This is a genomic window from Sedimentitalea nanhaiensis DSM 24252 (assembly GCF_000473225.1).
Lineage (GTDB): Bacteria > Pseudomonadota > Alphaproteobacteria > Rhodobacterales > Rhodobacteraceae > Sedimentitalea > Sedimentitalea nanhaiensis.
The window spans coordinates 86,859-106,566 of record NZ_KI421509.1 but is presented as its reverse complement, the minus strand read 5'-3'; the positions used below and the strand labels follow the sequence as shown (position 1 = coordinate 106,566).

Genomic DNA, 19,708 nt, shown 5'->3' with positions numbered 1-19,708 from the left:
ATAACCTGTCCTGAAACAGGAGAGGCGGATGGACAACGCGGACGTGATCATCGTGGGTGCAGGGTTGTCCGGGCTGACAGCTGCTGCGGAACTGGGCGACCGGGGGAAAAAAGTGATACTGCTGGATCAGGAGCCCGAAGGGTTTCTTGGCGGTCAGGCGTTCTGGAGCCTCGGCGGATTATTCATGGTCGACACCCCCGAACAACGGCGCATGGGGATCCGCGACAGCGGCGCACTGGCCTTGCAGGATTGGTTGGGCAGCGCCCAGTTCGACCGCCCCGAAGACGAATGGCCGCGCAAATGGGCCGAAGCCTATATCAATTTCGCCGCTGGCGAAATGCGGCCTTGGCTGCACGCAATGGGCCTGCGCTGGTTTCCCGTGGTGGGCTGGGCCGAACGCGGCGGCGGATGGGCAGACGGGCACGGAAACTCGGTGCCCCGGTTTCACATCACCTGGGGCACCGGACCAGGTGTCATGGAACATTTCGAACGACGCGTGCGCGAACATGCCGCCAATGGGCTGATCCAGATGAAATTCCGTCATCAGGTCAGCCGGATCATCCTGCAAAACGGCAACGCCACCGGTGTGGCAGGCGAAGTCCTGGCCCCTGACAGCGCGTCGCGTGGCCGGAAAACCAACCGCGAGGTGGCGGATGAATTCGAACTTTTCGCCCCCTCGATCATCGTCAGCTCCGGCGGCATCGGAGGCAATTTCGATCTGGTGCGTCAAGCGTGGCCAACGGATCGACTGGGTGGACCGCCCGCGAAAATGATCGCCGGCGTTCCGGCCCATGTCGATGGGCGGATGATCGCAATTTCCGAAGCCGCTGGCGGCCATGTCATCAACGGCGACCGGATGTGGCACTATACCGAAGGGGTACAGAACTGGGACCCGATCTGGCCTTCCCACGGCATCCGTATCCTGCCGGGGCCGTCCTCCATGTGGTTCGATGCCACCGGACGCCGCCTGCCGCCACCCTGCCTGCCGGGTTTTGACACCCTGTCCACGCTGCGCGAGATCCTGAAAACCGGACACGACTACAGCTGGTTCGTTCTGACCCAGAAGGTGATCAAGAAGGAATTCGCGCTTTCAGGTTCGGAACAGAATCCCGACTTCACCTCGGGCAAATGGTCCAAAGTGATCCGCCAACGCATTCTGGCCGGTGCCAAGGCGACCGCCCCGGTCGAGGCGTTCAAGAAGCATGGCAAGGATTTTGTCGTGGCCAATACGCTGGGCGATCTGGTCAGGGGGATGAACCGCATCGCCGGGAATGACCTGATCGACATGACGGCACTGCAGGCGCAAATCGCGGCGCGGGACGCACAGGTCGACAACCCCTTCACCAAGGATGTGCAGATGATGGCAATCCACGCCGCACGCAACTATTGCGGCGATCGCCTGATCCGCACCGCCAAGCCGCACAGGTTTCTGGATCCCGCCAATGGCCCCTTGATCGCTGTGCGGCTGAACATTCTCACCCGCAAGACACTGGGCGGATTACAGACTAATCTGGACAGCCAGATGATCGGTTCGGATGGGCAGGCGGTGCCAGGCCTGTTCGCCGCCGGTGAAATTGCCGGGTTCGGCGGCGGCGGTTACCACGGCTACAACGCGCTGGAGGGAACCTTTCTCGGCGGCTGCATCTTTTCCGGGCGCAAAGCCGGACGTTCGACCGCCATCGCCTGAGCTCGCCCCGCGCATCACCAAGGGGCGCTGCCCCTTCGCAGGCTAAGCCTGCTCATCCCCGGAGTATTTTTCGCAAGAGGAATAACTGAAGGATCACCAAAGCCTTCCTCTTGCACCAAATACTTCAGGGAGTTTGAGGGACAGCGTCCCTCAAGGCCCGCGTGGCCTGAACGCAAATCATTCAAGTGCGCGCGGCACGCGTGCTCCGCTGGATCAAAGCGGCCAGATCAGCGGAATCAGTGCCGAAGCCAGCAGCCCGATCGATAGATTCAACGGGATACCGACACGCATGAAATCGGTGAACCGATAGCCACCGGGGCCATAGACCAGCATATTGGTCTGATACCCGATTGGCGTGGCAAACGAGGCAGAAGCCGCGATCATCACCGCCACAACCAGCGGTCGGGGATCCAGCCCCATCGCGCTGGCAAGACCAATGGCAATCGGCGTCACGACGACGGCTACCGCGTTGTTGGACACCAGTTCGGTCAGCACCGAGGTCAGCAGATAAATCGCCCAGACCACCAGAAACGGTGGCAGTATATCCAGAAAGGGTGCAATCGCGTTGACGATCATCCCCACCGCGCCAGAACTTTCCAACGCGGCCCCGATCGCCAGCATCGAAAAGATCAGCGCCAGAAGCCGCCCATCGACAAAGGAAAATGCCTCGTCCGCGTCGATGCAACCTGTGATCAGAACCACGGACACCGCAAGGATCGACAGGTACAAGATGGGCGCGACCCCCAATGCCGCAAGCAATACGATACCGGTCAGCGCCGCGATGGCGATCGGCGCGTGGCTGCGCCGATATGCGCGGGCCGAGGGATGGCTGACATCTACCATCTCCATATCCGCCGCCAGCCGCTGAATATCGCCCGGCGTTCCCTCCAGCAGCAGCGTATCGCCAACCCGCACTATCAGATCGTCCAGTTGCCGCCCGATATTCTGGTTGCGCCGATGCACCGCAAGAACATAGACGCCGTAGCGCCGCCGCAAGCGCAGCGCGCCCAGACTGCGCCCGACCATCTTGCAGCCCGGTGTGATCAGAACTTCGACGGTCGAGGTTTCGACCGCGGACACCTGGTCGACGCGTTTCAACTCCTTGTTGGCCTGCAGGCTCAGCAACTCGGTCATCTGCGTTCGCAGCACGACCCGGTCACCCACCTGCAGCTCGACGCCTTTCAGATTGCGCCGCAACGACACATCTCCCCGGACCACGTCGATCAGCCGCACGCCTTCGCGCTTGAACAGCTGCACCCCCGTCACTTCCCGCCCGATCAGGTTGCTCTCGGGGGGAATCACCGCCTCGGTAAAGAACTTCATCCGCGACCGGTCGCTCAGCATCATTGCCATGCTGTCGCGATCCGGCAGCAGGCGCGGTGCGACAAAGCGCAGATAGATCATCCCCCAAGCGACAACCGCCAGGCCCAGCGGCGTGACCTCGAAGATGGTAAAGGCCTCCATTCCGTTGGCCCGCGCAACACCGTCGACCAACAGGTTGGTCGAGGTCCCGATCAGCGTCAGCGTCCCCCCCATCACCGCAGCATAACTGAGCGGGATCAGCAGCTTGCTGGCCGACATCTCCAGCGTCCGCGCCAGTTGGATGAACACCGGGATCATCACCACCACCACCGGCGTGTTGGACACCACAGCCGAGGCCAGCACCACAAAGGCCATCAACATGCCAATCGCAAACCGGGGATTCACGCTGGCCTGTTTCTGCGCCAGCGACGTAAAGGCATCCAGCGCCCCGGTCCGCACCAGCGCCCCCATGATGATGAACATCGCCGCTATCGTCCAGGGGGCCGGGTTGGCCAGCACAGGCAGGGCCGCCTCATAGGGCAGCACACCGGTCACCAGCATCAGGGATACGCCCGTAATCGCAACCACTTCGGTCGGAAATGCCTCTCGCAGGAACAACACGAACATCGCGGCCACGATGGCCAGCGACAGGATCGCGCTGCCGGTGTCGGAAAGCTGGAAAAGCTGCATGTTTTCTGTGAGGTCCGGGCGCAGGGGTAATCGGCTAGCGCGCAGTTTCCACGATTGACGCGCCGGGGGCAAGTGCATCTTGCCGTCGCGGCTGCACCAGGAATACTCCCGCCAGAATGATCCCCATCGCCGCCCAGAAATATGGCGAGTAGCTTTCACCGAGAATCACCAGCGAAAACAGTACGCCAAACCCGGTCACGAGATAGCTGACCTGAACCGCAAACACCGACCCGGCCCGCGACACCAGCCAGACATAGCAGGAATAGGTGATTACATGGATGAGAGCCGCAACGATCAGCGCCCATTCCGCCGCCCCATAGCTGCGCAACGGCGAAATAAATTGACCCGTGACCAGCGCCAGCGGCAGCGACAGACCGGCTGCCACCAGTGAGGCCCCTAGCAGAACCTGCATCGGACCCAGCCCCGCCGTCCCCCAGCGCGACACGTAATTGCCTTCACACGCATAACAGACCGAAGACACCAGCGCCAAAGGTACCCAGATCAGCATCGCCGGATCCGGCAGGCTGGCCTGCGGTAGAACCAAAAGCAGGACCCCGATCAAGCCGCCGAAAAGACCCGCAAAGCGGCGCAGGCTAAACCGTTCCAGCCCCAGCCCCAGCGCGATGGGAAACGCCAGCATCGGCACCAGCGACAACAGAACCGCCACGACCCCGGCCGGCAGATGATGCAGCGCCTGATACGAAGCGGCATTCGGGATCAAGGTGCCCAGCAGCGCGATCACCACATAGACCCGCAGCGCGGATCGGTTCAACGGTAGGGGCCGCCGCAGCAGCGCCAGAACCACGCCCAACAGTGCAGCCCCGATAAACGTGTCCCAGAAGATCAGCCCAAAATGCCGGTGTCCGGTGCTGACAGCAATCTTTGACAGAGGTACCGTCAGCCCCCATCCCGCGCCCAACGCGATCAGGATCAGCATGAACAGGACCACCTCTCGTCGGGTCACGGCGCGGATTGCTCCAATCGGCCGCCGACCCGCACCATTTGAACGGACTGTGCCGCGCCGGTGCGGTTGTCGGTTTCGACAAAAATACCCGAAAGCGTCGCTTCGCCCGCGGCCGGGGTGAACCGCGCCTTGGGCATCCCGGTAATGAACCGGCGCATCGGCTCGGCCTTGTCCATGCCGATGACCGAATTGTAATCGCCGCACATGCCTGCGTCACTCAGATATCCGGTGCCACCCGGCAGCACCATCGCATCCGCCGTTGGCACATGGGTGTGGGTGCCCACCACCAGGCTGGCGCGCCCGTCGCAGTAATGGCCCATCGCCATCTTCTCCGAGGTCGCCTCGCAATGCACATCCACGATGACCGCATGGGCCAGCCCGCCACGGGGGTGCGATTTCAACACCGTTTCCACCGCCGAAAACGGATCGTCAAAGGCGCGTTTCATGAACACCTGCCCCAGCACCTGCAACACAAGCACCTTGCGCCCCCCCGGAGCGGTGAACAGCCGATAGCCCTTGCCGGGCGCGTTCTTGGCAAAATTCAACGGGCGGATGATTCGCGGCTCGTTTTCGATGAACTGCAGCATGTCCTTTTGGTCAAACGCATGATCGCCCAAAGTCAGACAATCCGCCCCGGCAGCCAGCAGCGCCTTGGCATGATCCCCCGACAGGCCCATACCGCTGGTCGCGTTCTCGCCGTTCACCACGACAAAATCTAGCCGCCAATCGGCGCGTAGCCGTGGCAGGTGTTCACTGATGGCGGCGCGCCCGGCGCGGCCCATCACATCGCCCAGAAACAGAATTCTCATGCCCGCGTGTTAGAGAGTGACAGCCCCAAGGGCAAGCACGCGCTAAAGGCAATTCAGGTCTGCGGCGGCCCGGCGATCACGGCCACGAATCCCAACTCTGCCCTCTCACCCGGCAGAACAGGAAAAGGCGCGCAATTTCTGGTCAGGCACCGGGTATCGCCCCGCGGCGGATCATGTTGGCCGACACCTTATCATAGGCCTTGCTCCATGCGGCTTCGAGTTCCGGCGTGAAATCCTCGCCCAGCCCGGCGCGCAGGGTCTCGATCAGCGCTTCGCCCATCGGCGCGAAATGGGCCGCCTTGATCCCGAGCATGGCATGTTTGCGACCCAGCCCGTTGTATTGCGCTTCGCTGAAGTCTTCATCGTTCAGCTTTTCCACGATCACGCCCAGCGTGCTCATGAATTTCATCCCCTGCCCCGCCAGATCCTCGCGGAACAGGGTGCGCATCTTGGGGGCGCGGCGAAACAGGGCCTCGTAGAAATACAGCGAATGCCCGTCAAATTCCGAACGCAGCCGATCCAGACTCTTGCGGACCATCTCATGTTCAGCGGAAGTGAGTTCCATGACCTCTCCTTTCTGCACTGAACGAATCATTAGCACAGCCCGGCTGCGCGCGACTTGATCTGGCACCATGCCCGCCGGTCACAGCCCCGGCGTCAGCACCCGGCTTTCGGTCACAATCAGGTCCAATGGCTGATCGGTCGCCTCCAGCGGCAGATCCTCGGCCAGTTGCGCGTCATAGGCAAAACCGATGGCCAGCGTGGCCCGCTTGCGGCGCAGCCGCTCGAGTGTACGGTCATAAAACCCGCCACCATATCCCAATCGCCCGCCGTTCAGATCAAACGCCACCAGCGGCACAATCACGATCTCGGGATCCAGAAAATCATCAACCTCGGGTACGCTGGCACCAAAAGGCCCGTCCCGCATCGCACCACCCGGTTCCCAGCGACTGAACCGCAGCGGCTTACCCGCGCCCAAAATCACCGGCACGCCCACGGGACCGTGCGCCGCCGCTTCGGCCATCGCCGGCAGCGGGTCGATCTCGGTGCGGATCGGCACGTATCCGGACAGCGGCACACCGCGATACCCGGCCAGCACCTCGGACAGCAGGGCCGAACTAGCCCCGTTCGTCGCCGCATGTGCGGCCTTGCGCCGGGCGAATCCGGCCTTGCGCGCTGCGGCCTTGCGTTGTTCCAGATCGCTCACATCATCACCATACCGGCCAGCCCCAGAAAGGCGAAAAATCCGACCACGTCGGTTACCGTGGTAACAAAGGTGCCCGACGCCAGCGCCGGATCGACCCCCATCTTGTCCATAACAACCGGAATCACGGTTCCCGCCAAACCCGCCACCATCAGATTGATCACCATAGCCACCGCGATCACATAACCGATTATGGGCGAATTGAACCAGACCAGACCGATAATTCCCATGGACACGGCAAAGACCAGCCCATTCAGCAAGCCGACAACGACCTCGCGCCGGATCACCCGCCATACGTTGGCTCCGGTCAAATCCTTGGTCGCCAGCGCCCGCACCGCCACTGTCAGCGACTGGGTTCCTGCATTGCCCCCCATGGATGCAACGATGGGCATCAGCACCGCCAGCGCCACGAATTTCGACAGCGTTTCCTCGAACTGGGAAATCACCAGCGACGCCAGGATCGCCGTTAGCAAATTCACCGCCAGCCACGGCAGACGACGCTTGGCCGTGTCCGCGACGCTGTCGGACAGCGAACTGTCATCGGAAACCCCGGCCAGACGCAGAATGTCTTCTTCATGTTCCTCGTCCAACACCGCCATGGCGTCGTCGATGGTGATCACCCCGGCCAGCCGGCCTTCTTCGTCGACCACCGGCGCCGAAATCAGATGATACTGGTTGAACGCATAGGCCACGTCTTCTTCGTCCTGGGTGGCCGGGATCACCCGGAACATGTCTTCGGTCAGATCAATCAGGGGCACCTCACGGCGTGACCCCATCAGCTTGCCCAGGGTGACATTGCCGATCGGGTGCATCCGCGGATCCACCAGCACGATATGATAGAACTGCTCGGGCAACTCGTCGCTATTGCGCAAATGGTCGATGGCCTGCCCGACGTTCCAGTGCTCGGGCGCCATCACCACTTCGCGCTGCATCAGACGACCGGCAGAGCCTTCGGGCCAGGCCATCGCCTGTTCCACCGCAACCCGGTCGGAGTCTTCCAATGCGTCCAGAATCGCCTCTTGCTGCGGCTCTTCCAGATCCTCGATCAGATCGACGACATCGTCGCTTTCCAGTTCGCGGACCGCATCGGCCAGAACCTGCGGGCGCAGGGTCGCGATGACCTCTTCGCGGATGCTCTCGTCCAGTTCCGACAGGATATCCCCGTCGAATTCACGGTCATACAGACGGATCAGCCGGGCCCGGTCATAAGAATTCAGCTGTTCCAGAAGGTCGGCGATATCAGCCGCGTGCAGCGGCTCCATCAATTCGGTCAGCTGGGTCTGATCCTCGGTATCCACCGCATACAGAATTGCTGCGACGGCACGCCGGTTCAGCACATAGGACGAGTCGTCGCGGGTTTGCTCGTCTTCGACCCGATCGGTGTCTTCAACCATTCTCTGCTCCCCGCAATTGGCCGCAAAATAGAAGAAGCTGCTACCCGAAAACAATGACAATAGCGGAATTTACCGGAAGAATTCGGCCCTGTAGTCTTTGCTCTGGCAATACGGCTGCAAAAAGGGGCGGGTTTATGGACGACACGACAATTCTGAAAGGACAGGTGCTGTCCTTTGACGGTTCACCCTTTGACGCCCCCCCCACAGAGGCGGCCCGCATCGACCAAGCGGTTGCAATCAGCGGCGGGCGAATTGCCGCGCTCGGTGCCACCGATGCCCTGACCCGCGCCTATCCACAAGCGCGCATAGAAGATCGCGGCGACCGGGTGATCATGGCGGGGTTCGTCGATGCCCATGTGCATTTCCCGCAGACCGCGATGATCGCCAGCTGGGGCAAGCGGCTGATCGATTGGTTGAACACCTATACCTTTCCCGAAGAAATGCGGTTTGCCGATGCCGATTATGCCGCCGAAATCGCCGCGCGCTATCTCGACCTGACGGCCGCCCATGGCACCACCACCATGTGCAGCTTTGCCACCATCCATCCGCAAAGCGTGGATGCGTTTTTTACCGAGGCACAACGCCGGGGCCAGCGCGTCGTGGCCGGCAAGACCTGCATGGACCGCAACGCCCCGGAAGGCCTGCGTGACACGCCGCAATCCGCCTATGACGACAGCAAGGCGTTGCTGGCGCGGTGGCACGGCGTGGACCGGATCGGCTATGCCATCACGCCGCGATTTTCACCGACTTCGACGCCGGAACAGTTGGAGGCGATGGGTGCGCTGTGGGCCGAACATCCCGATTGCCTGATGCAGACCCATCTCAGCGAGCAGGTCGATGAAATTGCCTGGGTGAAATCCCTGTACCCCGAGGCGCGTGACTACCTGGACACCTACGAGGCGCATGGGCTGTTGGGCGCACGCGGCCTTTACGGGCACGCCATCCACCTTGAGCCGCGCGAGCAGGACCGGCTGCGCGAGGTCGGTGGCGCACTGGTGCATTGCCCGACCTCCAACACTTTCATCGGCTCCGGCCTGTTCGACATGGCCGGGCTGATGGCGCAGGGCCAGACCGTCGGGCTGGCCACGGACACCGGGGGCGGCTCATCCTTTTCGATGCTGCGCACGATGGCGGCAGCCTACGAAATCGGGCAGCTGCGCGGCACGCCCCTGCACGCGGCGCAATTGCTGTGGCTCGCCACCGTCGGCTCGGCCCGCGCGCTGCATATGGACGGGCGGATCGGCAACCTGCAAGTGGGGCACGAGGCCGATCTGATCGTGCTGGATCTGGCCTCGACCCCCGCAATCGCCCAACGGACCGCACAGGCCAAAGACATCTGGGAGTCGTTGTTTGCCACCATCATGATGGGCGACGACCGCGCCATTGCAGAGACCTGGATCGCCGGCGCGAGCCGCTAAAATTTACCGAAAATCAGGTTCAGACTGGCGAAACCGGCGCTTACGCTGTATCAAGTCTTTACAGGTTAACGATTTAACGAAAGCTCATTGGCCAGAAAGAATAGATTCATGCAAAAATTATTTACGTCCCTACTCGCCATCGCGGCGGCGACAGGCTCACATGCCGGTACCGTTGTCGTTCCCTACACGGGCAGCTTCGACGAAGCCGCGATCGTTGCCGAAGGCGGTTTTCCCGCCGGCGATTTCGACACTTTGGGCGGCGCCGAGGATGTCGGCCTGTTCAACCTCGTCGCGGGCACGAACACCTTTTCCGGTTCGGTCTACAGTGCAAACGATCCAGCCGACACTTTCCTGATCGCCATCGCCGAAGGCATGCAGATCGTCGGTGCCAGCATCGCCTGGGCGACCAACCTGCCCGGCATCGAGTATGATTTTCTGTCGCCCTCACCGGCTGGCTTCCTGCAACAGAACACTTTTGGCGCAGAAGCGCCCTATTGGACGCTCGAGGAAAGCTCGATCACTCCAACCGTTTTCCGGTTGGACGGGCTCGAAGCCACCAAGGTCGGAAACACGTTCGACGTGGCACCGTCCAGCTATGACGCGCCTGATTTCATGCGCGGTGCCGGCATCTATAGCAGCCTGCTGGACGCAACCGGCACCTGCGGCCAGATCTATGTGGCTGCCGATCCCGGCGTAAACACGCAATGCGCGTCGGGCCTGAGCTATACGCTCAGCTTCCAGGTTGAACCGACGATCTCGGCAGTGCCGTTGCCGGCGGCCGGCTCTTTGCTGGTGTTTGCGCTGGCCGGATTCGGTGCCGCGGGTCTGCGCCGCCGCAAAGCCGCCTAAGTTCAGGCCAAGATCGGCCTCGTGAGAACGGCGCCGTCCTATGGGCGGCGCCGTTCGTCCGTGTCGCGCAACGTTCAGATCGCTGCAGACAGGCCTTGCGCCAGAGCGTTCTGCCGTTCGATGACGCGCGGCAGATCCAAAGTGGCGATCCGGTGATCGGCCACCACCAGCCGGCCCTCGACGAACAAATGCTTCACCCGCACAGGTCCGGCCAGCAACAGCGCCCCCGGATCCCAGCTCCCGGCGCTCTCGATCCCGGTCGTGTCCCACAGGGCGATATCGGCGCGTTTGCCCACCGCGATCCGACCGCAATCGGGCCGCCCCAGCACATCCGCCCCGCCACGGGTTGCGATCTCCAGCGCCTCGCGCGCACTCATGGCGTCGGCCCCGTTGGCAACCCGTTGCAACAGCATCGCCTGACGGGCTTCGCCAATCAGTGTGCCGCTGTCGTTGCTGGCAGAGCCATCCACCCCCAACCCCACCGGCACCCCGGCATCGCGCATCCTGCGCACCGGGGCGATGCCACTGCCCAGGCGGCAGTTGGAACAGGGGCAATGGGCAACGCCCGTGCGGGTGCGGGCAAACAGGTCGATTTCCGCGCCGTCCAGCTTGACACAATGGGCGTGCCAGACATCGGGACCGGTCCAGCCCAGATCTTCGGCATATTGACCGGGACGGCAGCCAAATGTCGCCTCGCTATAGGCGACATCTTCGTCATTTTCGGCCAGATGGGTATGCAGCATCACCCCCTTGTCCCGCGCCAACAGCGCCGCATCGCGCATCAGGTCGCGACTTACCGAAAACGGCGAACACGGTGCGATCCCCACCCGGCACATCGACCCCTCGCGTGCATCGTGATGGGCATCGATCACCCGGATACAATCGTCCAGAATAGCCAGCTCGGCCTCGACCAGCGCATCGGGGGGCAAACCGCCTGCGCTCTCACCAATGCTCATCGCACCGCGGGTTGGATGAAACCGCATTCCAATTTCGGCTGCCGCCGCGATGGTATCATCCAATCGTGCCCCGTTCGGATAAAGATACAGGTGATCCGAGCTGAGCGAGCACCCCGACAGCGCCAGCTCTGCCAGCCCGATCTGGGCTGAAACGAATATTTCCTCGGGTCCGAACCGGGACCAGACCGGATAGAGGGTCTTGAGCCATCCGAACAGCAGCGCGTCCTGTCCGCCGGGCACCGCGCGGGTCAGGGTCTGGTACAGATGGTGATGGGTGTTCACCAACCCCGGCGTCACCACGCAGCCCCGTGCCGAATGCACCGCCCCGGTCGTGGTCAGGTTTTCACCAATGGCCGCGATCACCCCGTCGCGCAGCAGTATATCGGCACCCGCCAGTTCGCGGCGCGCGTCGTCCATGGTCAGGATGGAATCGGCCTTCTGGATCAGGATTTCGGACATGACAGTCTCCACACTTCAGGTTTGGCCCGATTCGGTATGAAGTGTGATGGCGCGCCGACAGAATACGGGCAAAGGACTCGGCACGGGCGCAAGCATAGCGCCGGTGCCGGACCCGCTCAACCCTCTGGAGTTTGACTTAGGGTCCGCAAGGCTGCGGCGTGCAATTCAGCGTTCGCAGCCGCCAGAACCCGCCCGCCGTCATGTGCCGGACCACCCTGCCAATCGGTGACGACACCGCCCGCCGCCTGGATCACCGCAATCGGTGCCTGAATGTCATAGGCATTCAGTCCGGCCTCGATCACCAGATCGATCTGTCCCGCCGCCAACAAGGCATAAGCGTAACAATCCATGCCGTATCGGGTCAATTTCACCTGCCGGGATACGGCCTGAAACCCGGCCCGTTCGACAGCCGAGCCGACCTCGGGAAAGGTAGAGAACAGGATCGCCCGGTCCAACGCCACCCCGTCCCGCGTCGACAACGCCATTGATCCATGTGGCCCAGTCATTTCGGCATGACCCAGACCGCCAATGAACCTTTCCTGCGTATAGGGTTGGTCGATAAGTCCCAGGATCGGACCGTTCTGGTCCGCCAGAGCAATCAGCACACCCCAGGTCGGTGTGCCGCTGATAAAGCCCCGGGTGCCGTCGATCGGATCAAGCACCCACTGGCGCCCGGAGTCTCCGGGCATAGAGCCGAATTCCTCGCCCAGGATTCCGTCGCCGGGCCTGTGTTCGGTCAGCAGGTCGCGCATGGCCTGTTCGGCTGCGCGATCCGCGATTGTGACCGGGTCAAACCCTCCGGCGCATTTGTTCTGCGCCATCAGCCCCGGCTGCCTGAAATGCGGCAGAATCACCGCTCGCGCCGCATCTGCAAGCAGATGGGCCACGCCCAAATCGGACAGTTCAGAATTTTCTGCATTGGTCATGCTCGTCCGACTGCCAGCCGGGCGTGCAAATTGCAAGTCGTCCCGGCCCGTCAGGCAACGTCGCTGAGCACTCGGGCCAGTTCAAACAGCCTGCGGCGCTGGTTCTCGGGGATGGCGTAATAGGATCTCACCAGATCCAGTGCCTCCTTGTCCGCCATCAAATCGGCCGGCAGCGTGGTTTTGCTGTCTTCCGGTTTTTCGTCGCCCTGCAGTCCTTCGAAGAAGAAGCTGACCGGCACATCGAGCGCATCGGCAATATCCCAGAGCCTTGAGGCACTGACCCGGTTTGCACCCGTTTCGTACTTCTGAATCTGCTGGAACTTTATCCCAACCTGTTCAGCCAATTGCTGTTGCGTCATGCCAATCAGCCACCGGCGATGGCGCACGCGCTTTCCAACGTGCACATCTACGGGATGAGTCATACAATTCTCCTTTACCAATACTAGTTACAAACGAGTTAGACTAGAGGACTGCTGTAACCTTTGATCGCCCGATGCGATCATGGCCTTCCCCGGTAGCCAAACCCATTCCCCCACCACATGCGCATACTACTGGCTTTTGGGTTGATTTCAAGTCAGGCCGCTCTCGGATAACGGGAGAATACCCCTTATTCAGAACGATTTACTCTTGATTCGAAACAATTTTTTCTGCCAATCACGACCACATCATCTTTCGGCATGATCGTGGATCGCCCATTCGCGGCACTGTGCGACCCAATAGGAAACGTGCCCTCAAACCGTTAAAAAGACAAGGATATTATTGTGCAGGCATATCGTATCGTAGCGTCAAGAGGCCCAGCCAACCTTACTCGTATAGCGACCCCCGAGCCCGGATTCGGACAGATCCAGGTCCGCATAAAGGCCTGTGGATTGAATTTTGCCGACCTGCTCACTTTAGAGGGTCGTTACCAAGATATTCCCTCAGCACCGTTTACGCTTGGGATGGAATTGTCCGGAATCATCGAGAAAACCTGCGATTCGGTTGACAATCTGGCAGTCGGAGACCGAGTCGCGGTGTTCTCGGGTCAGGGCGGCCTGGCCGAAATGGGCGTTTTTGATTCGTCCCGCGCCATCCGGATTCCCGATGAGATGAGCTATGAACACGCCGCCGCCTTTCAGATCGCCTATGGCACCAGTCACATGGCGCTGGACCATCGCGCCCGGTTGCAACCCGGCGAAACCCTGCTGGTGACCGGCGCCGCGGGTGGCGTCGGGCTGACAGCGGTCGAGATCGGCAAGCTGATGGGCGCAACCGTCATTGCCCACGCGCGCGGCGCGGACAAGCTGGCCGTGGCGCAACAGGCCGGGGCCGACCATCTGATCGACGATTCCGAGGATCTGCGATCGCGCGTTCTTGATCTGGGCGGGGCCGACGTGGTCTATGACGCAGTTGGCGGCGCGGCGTTCAAGGCCGCCTTCCGCGCCTGCAAGCCCGAAGGCCGGTTGCTGCCCATCGGCTTTGCCAGTGGCGAGGTGCCACAGATCCCGGCCAACCACCTGCTGGTCAAGAACCTCTCGGTCCTGGGCTTCTATATCGGCGGCTACATGAAGTTCCGCCCCGATCTGGTGCGGGGCAGCCTGACCCAACTGATCGCCTGGTATCTCGACGGTCGGCTCAAACCCCACCTCAGCCATGTGCTGCCCCTGTCGCAGGTCGCCGAAGGCATCGAGTTGCTGCGCAGCCGCAGATCCACCGGCAAGGTTGTAATCCGAACCGGCGACTAGCCCCCTAGCCTGCCGCTTGCAGGCGTGGGGCTGCAGGCCTGCCAAAGGCATTGCGCAACAGGGCCATCAGCGCCTGCGACGCTTCGCTTTCAGTGTTCCCGCGGGTGTAGAAGTTGATGAATTGCAGCGGCAGCGGCGGCAGGTTGCCACAATGATCCACGATCTCCAGATGCGGTGGCTGGGTCCCGTCCAGCATCGCCATCACCGCCAGGTCGGCGGCTACGCTGGCCTCGATCGCGCGATCAGAATCGGTGTCGATCGCTATATTCCACTCGACCCCAGCCCCATCCAGCGCCCGCAGGACTATGGGCCGAAAGATGCAGCTGCGCCCCTGGGCCAGATCCAGCGGTCGCTTGCGCCAGGCCACGCCGCAGGGCGCACCGACCCACACCAGAGGGATCGCGCTCAGAACCTGGCTTCCCGCGACCTTTTCCGGCTCGGTGGTCAGGATCATGTCGCATTCACCGCGCTCGAACCGGGTTTTCAGATCCAGTGTATTCGCCGTGACCAGTTGGACTTTCATCCGGGGATAGGCCGCATTGAATTGCTGTAAAACACGCGGAATCGCCGGATAGACCACATCGTGCGGCACACCCAGGACAATCTCGCCTTCAAATTCCTGATCCGTCAGCCGCCCGATCAGCTCGTCGTTCAGCGCCACCATCCGACGCGCGTAGGTCAACATCTGCTCCCCCGACGCGGTCAGCGCGATGGTCCGTCCCGAGCGGTCCAACAGCTCGACCCCCAACAACTCCTCCAGCCGTTTCAACTGCATGGACACCGCCGATTGGGTCAGATGCAGAAAGCCGGCCGCGCGGGTGACACCGCCAGAGTCGGCCACGGCTACAAAAGACCGCAGGGTGGTAATGTCGAGATTTCTCATACTTCACAATCCTTGATGGATGAGCGCACAATCATTGGCTTTTATAATGTGCCACTGCCGGGCATATTTATCAAGGAAGTTGATTCAATAGACACGATTCATCGCAAATCGGAAAGGAAATAGCCATGACCGCCCTTAATGCCGCCCGCGCCGCACCGCACTGCACGCCCTCGCTGGGCCGTCGTCTGGTGCGGGCCCTTGGCCTGTGGCGTCAGCGTCGGGCGCTGCGCCGCCTTGATGCCAAGTCCCTGTGCGACATCGGCATCACCCGCGCGCAGGCCGAAGCAGAGGCCCGCCGTCCACTCTGGGATGCGCCCGCCAACTGGCGGATCTGACCGCCCCGCACGGCATTTTTCGCCCTGCCTTCCCCGGCAGGGCAATTTTTGCCAAGTTCTACCGATAATCCGTGTCGGATTCACTTGAAAATGCCGCCGGTACACCCGATATTTCAAACAAGAGCTGTTGGGCTGTTTCCAGCGGCACCCTTGTCTTGAACGGAGACCTTGAATGGCTGAATTCGACATGAACCGCGTGGCGGGCCGGACCGCGGCCGGAACACGATCTTCCGCGATCGATGCGGGATTGCGTGCACATATGAACAAGGTCTACGGCACGATGTCCGTGGGCACCTTGCTGACCTTCCTCGTGGCCTGGGCCGTCGGCACCAACCCGGCACTGCTGGGCGCGTTCCGCGATCCGGTCACTCTGTCGCCCAATATCCTGGGCTGGATCGTGATGTTTGCACCGCTTGGCATGGTATTCGCCTTTGGAGCGGCAATAAACAAGCTTTCGGTGGCGGGCGCGCAACTGTTCTTTTACGCCTTCGCTGCCGTGATGGGTCTGTCGATGGCGTGGATCTTCGTCGCCTTTACCGGCCTGTCGATCGCCAATGTCTTTCTGGTAACGTCAATCTCGTTTGCCGGGCTGTCGCTGTATGGCTACACCACAAAGAAAGACCTGTCCGCGATGGGCACTTTCCTGATGATGGGGGTTATCGGCCTGATCGTAGCGATGGTGGTCAACATTTTCCTGCAGTCGCCTGCGATGATGTTTGCGATCTCTATCCTGGGCGTTCTGATCTTTGCGGGCCTCACCGCCTACGACACGCAAAAGATCAAGACCGAATACATCCAGCACGCCGCACATGGCGATGCCGAATGGCTGGGCAAGTCCGCAATCATGGGCGCGCTGACCCTGTACCTGGACTTCATCAACATGTTCATGTTCCTGCTGCAACTGTTCGGCAATCGCGAATAACGCAGCACCGCAGACGACAATCGGGGCCGGTCCTTGCGACCGGCCCTTTTTCTATGCAAACTGCCCATATGCTAGAGCTGCGCCCGAACTGCGAAATTTGCGACCATGACCTGCCGCCCGCCTCACCCCTGGCGCGGATCTGCAGCTATGAATGTACCTATTGCGCCGATTGCGCCGACCGCGCGTTACAGGGGGTCTGCCCCAATTGCGGTGGAAACCTGGTCGCGCGGCCGATCCGCCCTGCGCACAGCTGGCGCACAGGCACCGGTCTGGCAACGCATCCGCCTGCCACCCAAAGGCGCAGCTGCAAATGGGATCAGGCCGACCGCGCCGAGTTGACCGCCCGTCTCAAGGACGTTGCGCCTGATCAGAGGTGACGCGCGCCTCAGCGGGTGCTGCCCCGCTCCGACGCCGTCGTCTCGCGCGCCACAAAGGCCAGCCCCTGAAAGTCCAGCGCATAGGCGGCCCGCAGCGATTGCGCGGTCCCGACCTCGCCAAAACCGACATCGCGTTCCGGTTCACATCCGGCGGTCAACAAGGCGGCCGCACATGCGATAACGATCCTGACTGTCATGATCCCCTCGTTTTGTCTTTAATCGGATCTATCGGCAATTCCTTGACAGCCGGTTAATCCAGACCGCACCGGGGTGCTCAGCATCCGGTTGACGCCCTGCAAACGCCCACCGTTCACACAAAAGAAAAAGGGCCACGCGCTGGCGTAACCCTTTGACTTTCGATCCGGTCGGACAAGATTACTTGATCTTGCCTTCCTTGTACTCGACGTGCTTGCGAACCACCGGGTCATATTTGCGGACCACCATCTTGTCGGTCATGGTGCGCGCATTTTTCTTGGTCACATAGAAATGGCCGGTGCCTGCGGTCGAGTTCAGGCGGATCTTGATTGTGGTCGGCTTCGCCATGGTCTCTCTCCTGCAACGAAAGGCAAATGCCTGCTGGGGCACCTTTCGACAAATTCGTATGAAGCTGCGCTTTTACCCGGGCGCGGGGCCGAGTCAACAGCGGATTTGCGAATGCAGCCGATTCAGCAACGATAGCCCCCCTCGAACAGCGCATTCTTTACAATCTGACATTGTCCGGTTACACAAGGGCTGTATTTTTCGATGTGTTTTTGATGTAACGATTAGGAGTTTGTCATGCGTGTCCCGCATTTTCCCCGCTTTGCCATCCTGGTGATCCTCTGCGCCGCAGCGCTCGCGGCCACCCAGGTCGTCGCCTCGCGCGCCACCCTCGATGCTGAAAGCCCGGTGCTGTCCGGCAGGTAGCCGCCCTGACGGCCCGTCACGTCCCAGAGGCCAAGGTCCGTCAGAAATTGCGCGGAGGGCCTGTAAGCCGGATTCTGTTCAGGGGTTACCCCCGTCGATGACCATTCCTCTAGCGCCCGTGTTGCCACGTGCGTCCAGCTGCCAACCCGACCCCTCTCGGCCAACGCGCGCCTAGCGGCGGTATCCCGTTGCCGGGACCGGTCCCGCGCGGGGGTCCTATTTGGCATTGCTCCCGGTGGGGCTTGCCATGCCGCCCCTGTTGCCAGCGGCGCGGTGGGCTCTTACCCCACCGTTTCACCCTTACCTGTGCGGACACAGGCGGTCTGTTTTCTGTGGCGCTATCCGTCAGGTTGCCCTGCCCGGGCGTTACCCGGCACCGTTGCCTTGTGGAGTCCGGACTTTCCTCTCGTGCCTTGCGACACCAGCGGCCATCCGGCCCTCCGCGCCCCTGCGACTTAGGAGGTCCGCGCCGCCCGGTCAACGCCAAAGCGTGCCGCCAGATCGGCGATCAGTGCACGGTCCTCGGCCTCCAGCGGACCCTGTGCATGGGGTCGAAACCGGGTGCGGAACGCAGCCAGCGTTGCCGTCCGGTCCTGCACCGGATACCCAAAGCACGCCGCGTCGTCCCAAAAGTCACCGCCTTGTGCCGGCCTCGGCCAAACCGACAGCCCCTGACGCGCCAATCGGCGCCAGTCAAACCGGGGGCCGGGATCAAACTTGCGCGCCGGTGCCATGTCGGAATGACCGATGACGCCCTGCGGCGCGATCTCCCATCGCAGCAGTATCCCGGCCAACAACGCCTCAAGCGCGCTCATCTGCGGCTGTGAAAACGGATGGGTGCCGCGATTGTCAAGCTCGATGCCGATCGAACGCGAATTGACATCGCCCCGCGCGGCCCATTCCCCCGCACCCGCATGCCAGGCGCGCAGGTCTTCGCGCACCATCTGCCAAACCGTGCCATCGCCCCCGATCAGGTAATGCGCGGACACTTCGGCGCTGGCATCGCACAGCCGTTCCAGCGCCGCTGCGGCGCTGTTCATCGCGGTATAGTGAAGCACCACCAGTTCCGGGCGCAGCCCGTCCCGGCGCGGCCCGGCGTTCGGCGAGGGATGCCAGATCGGCGTCACCGGATCAGTTGTCGACCGCGCGGCGGAACGGGGCCGGATCCCAGCCGCAGGCATATCCGTCGCCATCCGGGTCCAGCCCGGCACGGTCGCGTTGTGGCCCGCCCTTGGCCAGGAACTCGGCCTGCGCCATGTCGGGCGAGGTAAAGGCGTTGCAATTGCGCTCGGCCTTGGCCACCAGGTTCGAACCGCTTCGGCTGTAAACGCGGGTGCCACGCGGGTGCGCGCTGGCCAGCGCATAGCTGACGATATTCGGCTGCGCGGTATCGGTGCGTTCCGGCAGGGCCGTGGGCTCGATCACCTGATACTGTGCGCGGTTGGTGGCGATCAGCGCGGCATCGCCCTGGATCGTGCGGCTGCCCGACACGGCCGTGAAATCGTTTTCCGCCGACAGGCCCGTCGCCGTGGTCACCACGCCAGCCGAAGGCGTTCCCGAACTGGCGGCCAGCGCCGCCGCTGTCTGGGCCGCGATATCATCCGCACCCGCGCCCGGCGGCAACGCCGCGCTTTGCACACCGGTCGAACTGGCCACGGTGCGCATCGGCGCCCCCGGTGCGGTCACCGGAGCAAGCGGTTCGCTGGACAGCAGCTGCGGCGGCGCCAGCCGCTCGGTCGAGGCATCTGCCCCGGCCAGCTCCATCTCGCGCGCCCGCATCGCATCGGCGTCCGAGCCGAACCCAACCCCCGCCATCGTATCCGGTGGGGTTTGCGCACAGCCCGCCAGCACCGCCAGCGCAAAGCCAAACAGGATGGGAAATCGGATCTGGTTCTGCATCTCT

At 62.2% G+C, this 19,708-nt stretch carries 22 protein-coding genes and 1 other RNA gene; 8 read left to right on the top strand and 15 right to left on the bottom strand.

Going from position 1 to position 19,708, the window contains the following annotated elements; translation table 11 throughout:
* The first annotated feature begins 28 nt into the window (after positions 1 to 28).
* Positions 29 to 1,687 carry an FAD-binding dehydrogenase gene (locus NANH_RS0102065; protein WP_027260549.1) on the top strand — a complete coding sequence of 553 codons (1,659 nt, stop codon included), beginning with the start codon at positions 29 to 31 and terminating at the stop codon, positions 1,685 to 1,687.
* Between the two features lie 213 nt (positions 1,688 to 1,900).
* On the opposite strand, the gene NANH_RS0102060 is transcribed toward NANH_RS0102065, so the two are convergent.
* The 6 genes from NANH_RS0102060 to mgtE form a co-directional block, all read right to left on the bottom strand.
* Positions 1,901 to 3,679: an SLC13 family permease gene (locus NANH_RS0102060; protein WP_027260548.1), complete on the bottom strand. Its 1,779-nt coding sequence runs from the start codon at positions 3,677 to 3,679 to the stop codon at positions 1,901 to 1,903.
* 34 nt (positions 3,680 to 3,713) lie between these two features.
* Complete coding sequence (locus tag NANH_RS0102055; protein WP_027260547.1) at positions 3,714 to 4,643, bottom strand: DMT family transporter; 930 nt, start codon at positions 4,641 to 4,643, stop codon at positions 3,714 to 3,716.
* On the bottom strand, positions 4,640 to 5,452 hold the full coding sequence (locus NANH_RS0102050; protein ID WP_027260546.1) for a TIGR00282 family metallophosphoesterase: 813 nt from the start codon (positions 5,450 to 5,452) through the stop codon (positions 4,640 to 4,642). The genes NANH_RS0102055 and NANH_RS0102050 overlap by 4 nt, the downstream gene beginning before the upstream one ends.
* A gap of 142 nt (positions 5,453 to 5,594) precedes the next feature.
* On the bottom strand, positions 5,595 to 6,017 hold the full coding sequence (locus NANH_RS0102045) for a globin domain-containing protein (RefSeq protein ID WP_027260545.1): 423 nt from the start codon (positions 6,015 to 6,017) through the stop codon (positions 5,595 to 5,597).
* 78 nt (positions 6,018 to 6,095) lie between these two features.
* Entirely contained in the window at positions 6,096 to 6,659 is a 564-nt protein-coding gene (locus tag NANH_RS0102040; protein WP_027260544.1) for a 5-formyltetrahydrofolate cyclo-ligase, read from the bottom strand.
* On the bottom strand, positions 6,656 to 8,050 hold the full coding sequence (gene mgtE, locus NANH_RS0102035; protein ID WP_027260543.1) for a magnesium transporter: 1,395 nt from the start codon (positions 8,048 to 8,050) through the stop codon (positions 6,656 to 6,658). Before mgtE ends, NANH_RS0102040 begins: the two co-directional genes overlap by 4 nt.
* 134 nt (positions 8,051 to 8,184) lie before the next feature.
* Here mgtE and guaD point away from each other — a divergent pair, with 134 nt between their 5' ends.
* Both guaD and NANH_RS0102025 read left to right on the top strand, forming a co-directional pair.
* Entirely contained in the window at positions 8,185 to 9,468 is a 1,284-nt protein-coding gene (gene guaD, locus NANH_RS0102030; RefSeq protein WP_027260542.1) for a guanine deaminase, read from the top strand.
* Positions 9,469 to 9,576: 108 nt separating this feature from the next.
* Entirely contained in the window at positions 9,577 to 10,317 is a 741-nt protein-coding gene (locus tag NANH_RS0102025; RefSeq protein WP_027260541.1) for a VPLPA-CTERM sorting domain-containing protein, read from the top strand.
* A 74-nt stretch (positions 10,318 to 10,391) separates the two neighbouring features.
* Here the strand turns inward: NANH_RS0102025 and NANH_RS0102020 are convergent, their stop codons facing one another.
* The 3 genes from NANH_RS0102020 to NANH_RS0102010 all read right to left on the bottom strand — a co-directional run bounded on the left by NANH_RS0102020 (position 10,392) and on the right by NANH_RS0102010 (position 13,080).
* On the bottom strand, positions 10,392 to 11,732 hold the full coding sequence (locus NANH_RS0102020; RefSeq protein WP_027260540.1) for an 8-oxoguanine deaminase: 1,341 nt from the start codon (positions 11,730 to 11,732) through the stop codon (positions 10,392 to 10,394).
* A 116-nt stretch (positions 11,733 to 11,848) separates the two neighbouring features.
* On the bottom strand, positions 11,849 to 12,658 hold the full coding sequence (gene hisN / locus NANH_RS0102015; RefSeq protein ID WP_027260539.1) for a histidinol-phosphatase: 810 nt from the start codon (positions 12,656 to 12,658) through the stop codon (positions 11,849 to 11,851).
* Positions 12,659 to 12,708: 50 nt separating this feature from the next.
* Positions 12,709 to 13,080 carry a helix-turn-helix domain-containing protein gene (locus NANH_RS0102010; protein WP_027260538.1) on the bottom strand — a complete coding sequence of 124 codons (372 nt, stop codon included), beginning with the start codon at positions 13,078 to 13,080 and terminating at the stop codon, positions 12,709 to 12,711.
* Positions 13,081 to 13,419: 339 nt separating this feature from the next.
* Between NANH_RS0102010 and NANH_RS0102005 the strand changes: the two genes are divergently transcribed.
* Positions 13,420 to 14,382 carry an NADPH:quinone oxidoreductase family protein gene (locus tag NANH_RS0102005; protein ID WP_027260537.1) on the top strand — a complete coding sequence of 321 codons (963 nt, stop codon included), beginning with the start codon at positions 13,420 to 13,422 and terminating at the stop codon, positions 14,380 to 14,382.
* 4 nt (positions 14,383 to 14,386) lie between these two features.
* Here NANH_RS0102005 and NANH_RS0102000 read toward each other — a convergent pair whose 3' ends face one another.
* Positions 14,387 to 15,265, bottom strand: a complete 879-nt coding sequence (locus NANH_RS0102000; protein WP_027260536.1) for a LysR family transcriptional regulator — start codon at positions 15,263 to 15,265, stop codon at positions 14,387 to 14,389.
* A gap of 125 nt (positions 15,266 to 15,390) precedes the next feature.
* Between NANH_RS0102000 and NANH_RS0101995 the strand changes: the two genes are divergently transcribed.
* The 3 genes from NANH_RS0101995 (at position 15,391) to NANH_RS0101985 (ending at position 16,899) form a co-directional block, all read left to right on the top strand.
* Positions 15,391 to 15,600, top strand: a complete 210-nt coding sequence (locus NANH_RS0101995; RefSeq protein WP_027260535.1) for a DUF1127 domain-containing protein — start codon at positions 15,391 to 15,393, stop codon at positions 15,598 to 15,600.
* Positions 15,601 to 15,772: 172 nt separating this feature from the next.
* Positions 15,773 to 16,522 (top strand): Bax inhibitor-1/YccA family protein, encoded by a 750-nt coding sequence (locus NANH_RS0101990; protein WP_027260534.1) that lies wholly within the window; start codon positions 15,773 to 15,775, stop codon positions 16,520 to 16,522.
* Positions 16,523 to 16,575: 53 nt separating this feature from the next.
* A complete protein-coding gene (locus tag NANH_RS0101985; protein WP_245601376.1) occupies positions 16,576 to 16,899 on the top strand; it encodes a DUF1272 domain-containing protein in 324 nt (107 codons plus the stop codon).
* Positions 16,900 to 16,907: 8 nt separating this feature from the next.
* On the opposite strand, the gene NANH_RS0101980 is transcribed toward NANH_RS0101985, so the two are convergent.
* Both NANH_RS0101980 and rpmG read right to left on the bottom strand, forming a co-directional pair.
* The gene (locus tag NANH_RS0101980; protein WP_027260532.1) at positions 16,908 to 17,096 is read right to left on the bottom strand and encodes a hypothetical protein; all 189 of its coding nucleotides are present in this window, start codon (positions 17,094 to 17,096) and stop codon (positions 16,908 to 16,910) included.
* 178 nt (positions 17,097 to 17,274) lie between these two features.
* The gene (gene rpmG / locus NANH_RS0101975; RefSeq protein ID WP_027260531.1) at positions 17,275 to 17,442 is read right to left on the bottom strand and encodes a 50S ribosomal protein L33; all 168 of its coding nucleotides are present in this window, start codon (positions 17,440 to 17,442) and stop codon (positions 17,275 to 17,277) included.
* Positions 17,443 to 17,676: 234 nt separating this feature from the next.
* Between rpmG and NANH_RS29535 the strand changes: the two genes are divergently transcribed.
* Positions 17,677 to 17,805, top strand: a complete 129-nt coding sequence (locus NANH_RS29535; protein ID WP_281170989.1) for a hypothetical protein — start codon at positions 17,677 to 17,679, stop codon at positions 17,803 to 17,805.
* A gap of 47 nt (positions 17,806 to 17,852) precedes the next feature.
* On the opposite strand, the gene rnpB is transcribed toward NANH_RS29535, so the two are convergent.
* The 3 genes from rnpB to NANH_RS0101960 all read right to left on the bottom strand — a co-directional run bounded on the left by rnpB (position 17,853) and on the right by NANH_RS0101960 (position 19,704).
* Positions 17,853 to 18,249, bottom strand: an RNA gene (gene rnpB, locus NANH_RS27650) — RNase P RNA component class A.
* Positions 18,250 to 18,260: 11 nt separating this feature from the next.
* Positions 18,261 to 18,998, bottom strand: a complete 738-nt coding sequence (locus tag NANH_RS0101965; RefSeq protein ID WP_027260530.1) for an N-acetylmuramoyl-L-alanine amidase — start codon at positions 18,996 to 18,998, stop codon at positions 18,261 to 18,263.
* The gene (locus tag NANH_RS0101960) at positions 18,937 to 19,704 is read right to left on the bottom strand and encodes a hypothetical protein (RefSeq protein ID WP_051372597.1); all 768 of its coding nucleotides are present in this window, start codon (positions 19,702 to 19,704) and stop codon (positions 18,937 to 18,939) included. The genes NANH_RS0101965 and NANH_RS0101960 overlap by 62 nt, the downstream gene beginning before the upstream one ends.
* Between the last annotated feature and the right edge of the window lie 4 nt (positions 19,705 to 19,708).